The sequence below is a fragment of the Sphingomonas bacterium genome (genome assembly GCF_903643035.1).
GTDB lineage: Bacteria > Pseudomonadota > Alphaproteobacteria > Sphingomonadales > Sphingomonadaceae > Sphingomonas.
In genome coordinates this window covers 1-9,317 of the sequence record NZ_CAHJWW010000104.1, presented here as the reverse complement: position 1 = coordinate 9,317, position 9,317 = coordinate 1, and the positions used below count along the sequence as shown (strand labels likewise).

General features: G+C 71.4%; 5 protein-coding genes. 4 read left to right on the top strand and 1 reads right to left on the bottom strand.

What is annotated here, in order from left to right; translation table 11 throughout:
• Positions 1 to 151: 151 nt before the first annotated feature.
• Complete coding sequence (locus HUV01_RS08195; RefSeq protein ID WP_174297803.1) at positions 152 to 2,005, bottom strand: glycoside hydrolase family 15 protein; 1,854 nt, start codon at positions 2,003 to 2,005, stop codon at positions 152 to 154.
• Positions 2,006 to 2,201: 196 nt separating this feature from the next.
• Between HUV01_RS08195 and glgC the strand changes: the two genes are divergently transcribed.
• From glgC to treS, 4 genes are all read left to right on the top strand, one after another.
• Complete coding sequence (gene glgC, locus HUV01_RS08190) at positions 2,202 to 3,458, top strand: glucose-1-phosphate adenylyltransferase (protein ID WP_174297802.1); 1,257 nt, start codon at positions 2,202 to 2,204, stop codon at positions 3,456 to 3,458.
• Positions 3,455 to 4,906, top strand: a complete 1,452-nt coding sequence (gene glgA / locus HUV01_RS08185; protein ID WP_254606501.1) for a glycogen synthase GlgA — start codon at positions 3,455 to 3,457, stop codon at positions 4,904 to 4,906. Before glgC ends, glgA begins: the two co-directional genes overlap by 4 nt.
• A gap of 10 nt (positions 4,907 to 4,916) precedes the next feature.
• Complete coding sequence (locus tag HUV01_RS08180) at positions 4,917 to 6,575, top strand: alpha-D-glucose phosphate-specific phosphoglucomutase (RefSeq protein ID WP_174297801.1); 1,659 nt, start codon at positions 4,917 to 4,919, stop codon at positions 6,573 to 6,575.
• Between the two features lie 116 nt (positions 6,576 to 6,691).
• A partial coding sequence (treS, locus tag HUV01_RS08175; protein ID WP_174297800.1) for a maltose alpha-D-glucosyltransferase occupies positions 6,692 to 9,317 on the top strand: 2,626 nt, incomplete at its 3' end.

The window sequence follows — 9,317 nt, the reverse complement described above, 5'->3', positions numbered from 1 at the left end:
GCCAGCGTCCGCGCGGGCGCGGCCGAGGCCGGCCCCGTGACGAACGCGAGCAGCGCCGCCGCCGCGGCTGCCGTCGGTCGAGCGAATGAACCCATGGTCGTCCCTTGTCCTGGATGCCGGGCACAACGCCTAGCCGACCCGATCGTGCCGGTCACGTGTCCCGTGCGCCGGCGTCGGCCAGCGCCGCCGCGGCGTTGACGAGGGCGAGGTGGGTCAGTCCCTGAGGCAGATTGCCCAGCAGCTCGCCGCTGGCGGGGTCGATCATCTCGGTCAGCACGCCGACGCCGCGGTCGAGCGCCGCCGCCAGCGCGTCGAAGTCCCGCGCCGCGCGTCCGGTCTCGCCCAGCAGCGCGCGCGCCTCCGCCATCCAGAAGCTGCACGCGAGGAAACACCCCTCCTCCTCCTGCGCGCCGCCGTAGCGATAGTGGAACGGCCCGGCGCCCAGCTCGCGGTCGATCGCGTCCAGCGTCGAGCGCAGCCGGTCCGCGCTGTCCGCGCCCCGCGCGGCGAAGCCGAACCGCACCGCCAGCGCGAGGGATGCGTCGAGCCGGCCGCTGCCGACGAAGAAGGTATAGGCGCCGCGCGCCTGCGACCAGCAATGCTCGTCCACCCATGCCGCGATCCGGTCGCGCTCGCGCGCCCAGCGCGCCCGGCAGGTGGCGGGCAGGTGGCCCGCGTCCGCCATCTCCACCGCCCGCGCCAGCGCCTGCCACGCGCTGATCTTGGACATCGTGAAATGCTGCGGCTCGTCCAGCTCCCAGATGCCGGCGTCCTTGAGGCGCCAGACGTCGGCGCATCGATCGGCCAGCGCCGACAGGGTGGCGGCGCTGTGCGAGTCGAGGATGCCGGTCTCCACGAACGCCGCCGCCGTCTCGAAGATGTCGCCGAACAGGCCGAGCTGGAGCTGGTCGGCGGCGTCGTTGCCCGACATGACGGGCGACGTGTCGCGCCAGCCCGGCATCGCCATCGCGGTCGCGGGCTGCATGTCGTGGCCGTCGAGCCGGTAGGCGACGTGCGGCTTGCGGTCGAGCCGGTCGAGCAGCCACGTCAGCCCCGCCTTCGCCTCGGCATGCGCGCCAAGCCGCAGGAAGGCGCGGACCGTGTAGCCGGCGTCGCGCACCCAGGCGAAGCGGTAGTCGTAGTTCTTGGACCCGCCGATCCGTTCGGGCAGCGAGGTGGTGGCGGCGGCGGCGATCGCGCCGGTGGGCGAGAACAGCAGCAGCTTGAGCGCGAGGGCGCTGCGCAGCACCAGCGCGCGCCGCGGCTCGGCGGCCACGATCCGCCCCGACCATTGCCGCCACTCCTCGTCGGCAAGGTCGATCCGCCCGTCGATGTCGGCGATCGGCGGCACTACCAGCGGCTCGTCGTCGCCGGCGACGATCGCGACCGTGCGCCGGTCCCCCGGTCCGACGGCGAAGGTCGCGGCGATGCCCTCGTCGTCCTGCCGCTCGATCGCGATCCCGTCGGATGCGATGAATACGCCCAGGATGCTGCCGATGTGGAACACCTGCCGCCCGCCCGTCGGCGACGTCCACGAGTTCGCCTTGTCGAGCGACCGGCTGAACGACAGCTCGACGCGGAAGCGGACGCTGCCCGTCCCCCCGTCGACGCGCCGGGCAAGCTCGGCCCAGGGCAGCCGGCCCGCGCTGCCGCTATTGAGCGATTCGGTCAGCGTGGCGTGGCCGTCGGCGGTCGTGAAGACGGTTTCCAGGACGTTGCTGCCCTCCCGATAGCGGCGCTCGGCGGTGAAGGGCGCGCAGGGGGCGATCACGAAGCGGCCGCCGTCCGGCGCGTCCAGCAGCCGGTCGAGTAGCGGCGGCGAGTCAATGTTGGGCACCGCCCACCAGTCGATCGAGCCGTCGGCGCCGCTGAGCGCGATCGACCGCCCGTCGCCCAGCGCGCCATAGCCGTCGAGCGGGAGCCATCCTCCCCCATCGCGGACGCAGCCTGCGATGGGGTGCGGGCGGGCAGGCGCGGGCGTCGGCGGTGTCAGTGTAGTCGGCATCGTCGCACAACCGGCGGCGCGCGGCGGAGTTCAACCCAGACCGACTGACCGACCGAGCGGGCGACCGATCGAGCGGGCGAATGCCGATGCGCCGGAGCGTTCTCGCCGCTGCGCGGTTGATGTATCGTGCCTGTCACGCCGGGTCGACCGCGTCGCCCTGTCCTGCCACCTCCGTCCGGGCACGGGAGAACGAGAGATGGTCGAAAGGCGAGGACAGCCGCTGGCGCGCGAGGCGATGGCCTATGTGCTGGCGGGCGGGCGGGGAAGCCGGCTGATGGAGCTGACCGACACCCGCGCCAAGCCGGCGGTGTATTTCGGCGGCAAGTCCCGGATCATCGACTTCGCGCTGTCCAACGCGATCAACTCGGGCATCCGCCGGATCGGCGTCGCGACCCAGTACAAGGCGCATTCGCTGATCCGCCACCTCCAGCGCGGCTGGAACTTCCTGCGGCCGGAGCGCAACGAGAGCTTCGACATCCTGCCCGCGTCGCAGCGCGTGTCGGAGACCGAATGGTATGCGGGCACCGCCGACGCGGTGTTCCAGAACCTCGACATCATCGAGAGCTATGCGCCGGAATACATGGTCATCCTGGCCGGCGACCACATCTACAAGATGGACTATGAGCTGATCCTGCGCGAACATTGCGAGAGCGGCGCGGACGTGACGGTCGCCTGCCTGGAAGTGCCGCTGGCGGAGGCCAGCGGGTTCGGCGTCATGGCCACCGACGCGGCCGGCCGGATCACCGCCTTCGTGGAAAAGCCCGCCGATCCGCCGGCGATGCTGGGCGATCCGGCGGTGGCGCTGGCGTCGATGGGCATCTATGTCTTCCGCACGCGCCGGCTGGTCGAGGAACTGCGCCGCGACGCCGCCGACTCCTCGTCGAGGCGCGACTTCGGCCACGACATCATACCGCACCTCGTCGCCAACGGCACCGCGATGGCGCACCGCTTCTCCCAGTCCTGCGTGCGCGCGCAAGGGGAGGCCATCGCCTATTGGCGCGACGTCGGCACGGTGGACGCCTATTGGTCCGCCAACATCGACCTGACCGACGTCGTGCCGCAGCTCGACCTCTACGAGCACGACTGGCCGTTGTGGACTTATTCGGAGATCACGCCGCCGGCCAAGTTCGTCCACGACGTCGACGGCCGGCGCGGGTCGGCGGTGTCGAGCCTCGTGTCGGGCGACTGCATCGTATCGGGCGCGAGCATCCAGCGCAGCCTGTTGTTCACCGGCGTGCGCGCCAACAGCTTCGCGCTGCTGGACGAGGCGGTGGTGCTGCCCAGCTGTTCGATCGGGCGCGGCGCGCGGCTGCGCAAGGTGGTGATCGACCGCGGCGTCGCGATCCCGGAAGGCCTGACGGTGGGCGACGACCCCGACCTCGACGCCGCGCGGTTCCGCCGCACCGATCGCGGCGTGTGCCTCATCACCCAGTCGATGATCGACCGCCTGTGATCCGGCCCGCGCCGCTGAAGGTCCTGTCGGTCGCATCGGAGGCGTTCCCGCTGGTGAAGACGGGCGGGCTCGCCGACGTCGTCGGCGCGCTGCCCGCCGCGGTCGCGCCGCATGGCGTGGCGATGACGGTGCTGGTCCCGGGCTATCCGGCGGTGCTGGGGCGGATCGGGCCGGTGCACGAGGTGTATCGCTGGCCCGACCTGCTCGGCGCGGACACGCGGCTGCTCGCGACGACGGCGGAAGGCTTCGACCTGCTGGTGCTCGACGCGCCCGCGCTGTTCGACCGGCCGGGCACGCCCTATATCGATGCGGACGGGCGGGACTGGCCCGACAACGGCCTGAGGTTCGCCGCCTTCTCGCGCGCGGCGGCGCAGGTCGCGGCGGGCGCCGTGCGCGGGCTCGCGTTCAAGGTGCTGCACGCGCACGACTGGCAGTCGGCGATGGCGGCGGCGTATCTTCGCTATTCCGGGCGCCGGCGGGTGCCGGCGAGCATCGTCACCATCCACAACATCGCGTTCCAGGGCCGGTTCGAGCCCGAGCTGTTCCCCGACCTGCGGCTGCCGGCCAAGGCGTGGTCGATCGACGGCGTCGAATATTACGGCGGCGTCGGCTTCCTGAAGGCGGGGCTGCTCGCCGCCGACGCGATCACGACCGTCAGCCCGAGCTATGCCGACGAGATTCGCACGGCGGATTACGGCATGGGGCTGCAGGGACTGATCGACGGGCGGCGCGACCGGTTGCGCGGCATCGTCAACGGCATCGATCCCGCGGTGTGGAGCCCGGTGAGCGACCCTGCGCTGCCGCAGCGGTATTCGGCCGACACGCTCGACCTGCGCCCCGCAAACAAGCGTGCGCTGGAAGCGGAGTTCGGGTTGACGCCGGGCGACGGGCCGGTCTTCGTCGTCGTCAGCCGGCTGGCGTGGCAGAAGGGCATGGACCTGCTGATCGACTGCCTCGACGAGCTGGTCGCGTGCGGCGGGCGACTGGCGCTGCTGGGCTCGGGGGAGGTGGCGCTGGAGCGCGGCTTCCTCGACGCCGCCGCCCGCCATCCCGGCCGGATCGGCATCCGGATCGGCTATGACGAGCCGCGCTCGCACCTGATGCAGGGGGGCGGCGACGCAATCCTGATCCCCTCGCGGTTCGAGCCGTGCGGCCTGACTCAGCTCTACGGCCTCGCCTATGGGTGCGTGCCGGTGGTGGCGCGCACCGGCGGGCTGGCGGACACGGTGATCGACGCGAACGACGCGGCGCTGGCGGCGGGCGTCCCGACCGGCATCCAGTTCGACCTCGCCTCGCCCGGCGGCCTGTCGCGCGCGATCCGGCGCGCGATTGACCTGTACGCACAAGCCGGGGTCTGGCGGCGGATGCAGCGGGCGGGCATGACGGCGGACTTCTCGTGGGCGCGAAGCGGGCAATCCTATGCCCGGCTGTACCGCGAGCTGACATAGGGGGGACCTCATGATCCGCAGCGTGCCGACGACGCCGTTCGACGACCAGACGCCCGGCACCTCCGGCCTTCGCAGGAAGGTCGCCGTGTTCCGGCGGCCGAACTATGCGGAGAACTTCGTCCAGTCGGTCTTCGACGTGGTGGAGCGGCCGGACGCCGCGACGCTGGTGATCGGCGGCGACGGCCGGTTCCACAACGACGTCGTGATCCAGGCCGCGATCAGGATGGCCGCCGCCAACGGCTATGCCCGCGCGATCGTCGGGCAGGGCGGCATCCTGTCGACCCCGGCGGCCAGCCACCTGATCCGGCTGCGCGGCGCGAGCGGCGGGCTGATCCTGTCGGCCAGCCACAACCCCGGCGGGCCGGACGGCGACTTCGGCATCAAGTACAACATCGCCAACGGCGGCCCCGCGCCCGAGAAGGTGACGGATGCGATCGCCGCGCGCACGCGGACGATCGACCGCTGGCTGACGCTGGAAGGTCCCGACCTCGACCTGTCCCGGCCGGGCGAGACGCCGGTCGGCGGCATGACGGTGGAGATCGTCGATCCGGTCGCCGACTATGCGGCGCTGATGGAGCGGTTGTTCGACTTCGCGGCGATCCGCGCGGCGGTGGCGGGCGGGCTGACGGTCGCGTTCGACGCGATGAGCGCCGTGACCGGGCCGTATGCGACAGAGATACTGGAGCGGCGGCTGGGGTTCCCGGCGGGAACGGTGCTGAACGGTATCCCGCTACCGGATTTCGGGGGACACCATCCGGACCCGAACCTCGTCCATGTGCGCGACCTTTACGACCTTATGATGGGACGGGACGCGCCCGACCTCGGCGCGGCGTCGGACGGGGACGGCGACCGCAACCTCATCATCGGCCGCGGACGCTTCATCACGCCGTCGGACAGCCTGGCGATGCTGGCGGCCAACGCGCATCTCGCGCCCGGCTACGCGGCCGGGCTGACGGGCATCGCACGCTCGATGCCGACCAGCGCCGCCGCCGACCGGGTCGCCGCCGCGATGGGCATCCTCGCGCACGAGACGCCGACCGGGTGGAAGTTCTTCGGCAACCTGCTCGATGCCGGGATGGCGACGATCTGCGGCGAGGAGAGCGCGGGCACCGGGTCGGATCACGTCCGCGAGAAGGACGGGCTGTGGGCCGTGCTGCTGTGGCTGAACATCTTGGCGGTGCGCGGCGTCTCCGTCGACGCGCTGGCGCTCGACCACTGGCGCCGGTTCGGCCGCAACTACTACGCCCGCCACGACTATGAGGAGGTGGAGAGCGCCCGCGCCGACGCGCTGATGACCGAGCTGCGCGGGCGGCTGGACGGCCTTGTGGGGACAGGCGTCGCGGGGACAGGCCTCTCGGGGACGGGCGTCGCCGGCCTCGCGATCGCCGCCGCCGACGATTTCGCCTATCACGATCCCGTCGATGGCTCGACCAGCCTGGGGCAGGGTGTGCGGGTCCTGTTCGAGGACGGCTCGCGCGTCGTGTTCCGCCTGTCGGGCACCGGGACGGCGGGAGCGACGCTGCGCGTGTACCTCGAGCGGTACGAGCCGGCCGATGGCGATCTGGACGCGGCCGTAGCGACGATGCTCGCCCCCCTGATCGCGGCGGCGGAGGCGATCGCCGGCATCGCCCGCCACACCGGCCGGACCGTGCCCGACGTGGTGACGTGACGCCCATGCCACCCGGCGGGGCGATCGGCGCCATCGTCAGGCCATGCCAAACCGACTAACGACCCGACCGTGGTTCCATGGTGGGACGATGCAGGAAAGCGCGGATACGCCCGACGATGAACCAGACCCAGTCGCCGACCCGAACGATCCCGTCCCCCGCGCCCGACACGGCCAGCGACCCGCTCTGGTACAAGGATGCGGTGATCTACCAGCTTCACGTCAAGTCGTTCGCGGACTCGAACGCGGACGGGATCGGCGACTTCGCCGGGCTGATCGGCCGGCTGGACCATATCGTCGACCTGGGCGTGACCGCGGTGTGGCTGCTGCCCTTCTACCCCTCGCCCCGCCGCGACGATGGCTACGACATCGCCTCCTACGAGGAGGTCAGCGCCGACTACGGCACGATGGACGAGCTGCGCGCCTTCATCGACGCCGCGCACGCGCGCGGCCTGCGCATCATCACCGAGCTGGTCATCAACCACACGTCGGACCAGCACGCCTGGTTCCAGGCCGCCCGCCATGCGCCCAAGGGCAGCGCGGCGCGTGACTTCTATGTCTGGAGCGACGATCCGCAGCTGTATTCGGGCACGCGCATCATCTTCCTGGACACGGAGAAGTCGAACTGGACGTGGGACGAGGTGGCGGGCCAGTACTTCTGGCACCGCTTCTATTCGCATCAGCCGGACCTCAACTTCGACAATCCGGAGGTGCTGGCGCAGGTGCTGCGCGTCATGCACTTCTGGCTCGACCTCGGCATCGACGGGCTGCGGCTGGACGCGATCCCGTATCTGATCGAGCGCGACGGCACGTCGAACGAGAACCTGCCCGAGACGCACGAGGTGCTCAAAAAGATCAGGGCGGACCTCGACGCGCATTATCCCGACCGGATGCTGCTCGCGGAGGCGAACATGTGGCCGGAGGACACGCAGCAGTATTTTGGCAGCGTCGGCCCCGACGGGAAGGGCGACGAATGCCAGATGGCGTTCCACTTCCCGCTGATGCCGCGCATGTACATGGCGGTGGCGCAGGAGGACCGGTTCCCGATCACCGACATCATGCACCAGACGCCGCAGATACCGCCCGACTGCCAGTGGGCGATCTTCCTGCGCAACCACGACGAACTGACGCTGGAGATGGTGACCGACGCCGAGCGCGACTATCTGTGGAACACCTATGCCGCCGACAGGCGCGCGCGCATCAACCTTGGCATCCGCCGCCGGCTCGCGCCGCTGATGGAGCGGGACCGGCGCCGGATCGAGCTGATGAACGCGCTGCTGCTGTCGATGCCGGGCACCCCGGTGCTGTATTATGGCGACGAGATCGGGATGGGCGACAACGTCTATCTCGGTGACCGCGACGGGGTCCGCACGCCGATGCAATGGTCGTCGGACCGCAACGGCGGTTTCAGCCGCGCCGATCCGCAGCGGTTGACGTTGCCCGTCATCCAGGACCCGCTGTACGGATATCAGGCGGTGAACGTCGAGGCGCAGGAGGAGGACCGCCACTCGCTCCTCAACTGGCTGAAGCGGATGCTGGCGGTGCGGCGGGAGCACCAGGCGTTCGGACGCGGCACGCAGCGGTTCCTGCGCCCCGCCAACCGGCGCATCCTGGCCTATCTGCGCGAACTGGGCGACGACGTGGTGCTCTGCGTCGCGAACCTCGGCCAGAGCGCGCAGGCGGTCGAGCTCGACCTGGCGGGGATGGAGGGAATGGTGCCCGTCGAGATGCTCGGCGGCGCGGCGTTCCCCGCGATCGGCGCGATGCCCTATCCGCTGACCCTGACGCCCTACGGTTTCCTGTGGTTCCGCCTGTCCGCCGCCGCCGATGCCGCCGCCGGCGATGCGCCGAGCTGGTCGGGCGCGCTCGCGCCGGTCGAGGCCGAACGCTTCACCTTCGTGCTCCGCCCGTCGCTGATCGACGTCGTGGCCGGCGACTATCGCCGCCGGCTGGAGGAGGACATCCTGCCCGGCTATCTTGCGTCCCACCCGCGGTTCGACGGCGTGGGGGGCGCGATCGAGCGGGTCGGCCTCGTTCGCGCGATCGCGCTGCCGGGCACTCAGGACATGCTGCTGGCCGAACTGGCGGTGACGACGGCGGCGGGCTGTACGCGCCACGCGCTGCCACTGGGCATCGCGTGGGAGGATGAGGCGCAGGCGCCTTACGCCGGCGGGCTCGCGCTGGCACGGGTACGTCGGGGCCGGCGCGTCGGGCTGCTGACCGACGGGCTGGCGCTGGCGGGCTTCGCGCAAGGGGTGTTGGCGGCGATGGCGGCGGGGCTCGTCCTGTCCGCGAGCGGCGTCGACCTGCGGTTCGAGGCGCTGGCCGGGTTCGACGTGCCGGCCGATGTCGAACCGGGCGAGCGATCGGGGCATGCGGTGACGCTGGGCGAGTCGGCGATCCTGAAGCTGCGCCGGATCGAGCCGGCCGCGTGCGCCGACGTCGGCCTGATCCGCCACCTCGCCGATCGCGGCTATGCCGCCGTGCCCGCGGTGCTCGGGCTGGCGACCCGGATCGAGGATGGCGAGACCGCCCCGATGCTGCTGCTGCAACGCTTCGTGCCGCACCAGGGCGACGGGTGGGCGTGGACGCTCGCGGCGCTCGCCCGGCTGGCGAGCGACGACCGGTTCACCTTCGCCAACTACGCGACGTTCGCGCGCGCGCTGGGCAGGCGGCTCGCCGGGATGCACGACCTGCTCGCCCGGCCGGACGGCGACGCCGCCTTCGCGCCGGAGCGGATCGACG

What these genes read in the sequence shown, in the direction of transcription:
- HUV01_RS08195 (WP_174297803.1), bottom strand. Translation starts at nt 2,005, where the DNA reads ATGCCGACTACACTGACACCGCCGACGCCCGCGCCTGCCCGCCCGCAC.
- glgC (WP_174297802.1), top strand. Translation starts at nt 2,202, where the DNA reads ATGGTCGAAAGGCGAGGACAGCCGCTGGCGCGCGAGGCGATGGCCTAT.
- HUV01_RS08180 (WP_174297801.1), top strand. Translation starts at nt 4,917, where the DNA reads ATGATCCGCAGCGTGCCGACGACGCCGTTCGACGACCAGACGCCCGGC.